Source organism: Burkholderia sp. BCC1640, from assembly GCF_902833125.1.
GTDB classification, from domain to species: Bacteria; Pseudomonadota; Gammaproteobacteria; order Burkholderiales; family Burkholderiaceae; genus Burkholderia; species Burkholderia diffusa.
Genome location: NZ_CADFEF010000134.1, coordinates 1 through 549, shown reverse-complemented (window position 1 = coordinate 549; position 549 = coordinate 1). Strand labels below are relative to the sequence as shown.

Genomic DNA, 549 nt, shown 5'->3' with positions numbered 1-549 from the left:
TCTTGTGTGCGAAATCCGGCATGGTCGTTTTGCCAAAGCAGATTGCCCCCGCCTCACGTAGGCGCGCCACGCTGGGACTGTCTGATGCGGCGGCTTCAGGCATCGTGGCCCGCGACCCGTATCGCGTGGGGAGTCCGGCAATGGTGATGTTGTCCTTGATGCTGACCGGGACGCCGTCAAGTTGGCTGAGGGGCGCGCTACGTTGCCAGCGCGCCTCGGACGCCCGCGCCAATTCGAGCGCCTCATCGGCGATTTGGTAGAATGCGTTGACCGTCGGATCCAATGACTGGATTCGTTCCAAGGTGGTCTTCATCACATCGACAGGCGACGTCCGTCCGTTCGCATACAGCCCGCTAAGTTCCCACGCAGTCAGTTCACACAGGTCGCTTCCCATGCCATCCTCCAATTAATTATAATAAATTAACGGTAGGCTTGATCGGCCGCGTTTGTCAAGCTGCGGGACATCATGCCAGCGGGCGATGTGCCGGGTAAACGCTTGGATGGGGCACGTTGACGAGTGACCGCGACGAGCGTAGATTTAATGATAAT

1 protein-coding gene is annotated in these 549 nt (G+C 58.5%); it reads right to left on the bottom strand.

Annotated features, from left to right (window positions below; genetic code table 11):
* The coding region (locus HWX25_RS32855; RefSeq protein WP_244138838.1) for an amidase family protein at positions 1–394 on the bottom strand (394 nt) is incomplete at its 3' end.
* Positions 395–549: the final 155 nt, after the last annotated feature.